Below are 1,367 nucleotides of genomic sequence, written 5' to 3'. Positions count from 1 at the left end.
TTCCTAAAGACTTCATCCGCAACTAATAACTAAACTAACCCGACACATCAAATTCATATCCAACACAGCAATTAGTTAAACGCCCAGTTACTACCCGCATGTAAGCAAGACAACTTCGACTCACGCCATCGCGCCCCGCCCGGCCCTAAACCCCAAGCCATCCGGGCGTCACACCCTCATCGCTGCGTAAACCAAGCCTTTACCTCGGCAGTAGCCTGTTCGCCCATAAAAAAATTCCATTACTCAGGCCGCTGTAATCATTTACTTTATCGCCAGGTTCATTACATTGAAATCGCCTTTTGCAACAGCCGCACTAACACTGATCTATGGAATGATTTATTCAGCACAGTCCTGTGCCGACATTACTATCGACCTGAGTTCTTTAGGCGTTGATGACTCCGTCGCCTACGGTGTATCGGCTGACGGCCGTTTCATCGTCGGCACTGAGTTCACGAGCGGCAATCAATATGCGTTCAAGTACAGCGATGCGACCGGCATGGTCAATCTGGGCACACTGGGTGGCAATCAATCCCATGCCAAGGCCGTATCCGCTGACGGCAAGGTGGTCGTGGGGTTCGCCGCCCTCTCCAGTAACCACACTCACGCCTTCAAGCACACCGATGCAACCGGCATGGTCGACCTGGGCACGTTGAGTGGACAGGGGATGTCAGAGGCGACAGGCGTATCGGCTGACGGCGCGGTTGTCGTAGGCTATTCGTCTGCAACCAATAGCTACTATCGTGCGTTCAAACACACCGACGCGAAGGGCATGATCGATCTGGGCACCCTGAAGGCGGACAACAGCGGCGTCTCCTTTGCCACCGCCGTGTCCGCGAACGGCAGCATCGTCGTGGGATACGCGAATATCGACTCCAGCACAGGCCTGAAACACGCCTTCAAGCACACCGACGCGAGCGGCATGATCGATCTGGGCACCCTGGGAGGGCAGACCTCACTGGCATTCGGCATCTCCGCTGACGGCCATGTTGTCGTGGGAACGGCCCAGACAGCTACAGGCGACACTCAAGCGTTCAAATACTCTGACACCACCGGCATGGTCGGCCTGGGCTCATGGGGTGGCCCTTCCTTTGCTTATGGCGCTTCTGCCGACGGTCGCGTCGTCGTGGGTACAGCTGCGACGGCCACTGGCGATCCCCATGCATTCCGGCACACCGATGCCAGCGGCATGGTCGACCTGGGCACCCTGGGTGGTGGAACGTCATCGGCGACCGGCGTCTCCGCTGACGGCAATGTTGTCGTGGGTATCAGCCTTACGGGCGAAGGTGCCACGCACGCCGCGCTATGGAAAATCACCGAAACAGGTTCCCACCTCATCGACCTGGACAACACCCGCACCGCCATGGCCA

Annotated in this window: 1 pseudogene; it reads left to right on the top strand. The window is 57.4% G+C overall.

Features of this window, described 5'->3' with window-relative positions:
- Nucleotides 1-331: 331 nt before the first annotated feature.
- Nucleotides 332-1,367 (top strand): annotated as a pseudogene (locus tag AC1RL5_RS31850) (HAF repeat-containing protein); the annotation flags it as partial.

It is taken from the genome of Pseudomonas sp. GW822-FHT06D10 (genome assembly GCF_058799535.1).
The sequence above is the reverse complement of the archived record's forward strand: the minus strand, read 5'-3'. Positions and strand labels throughout refer to the sequence as shown.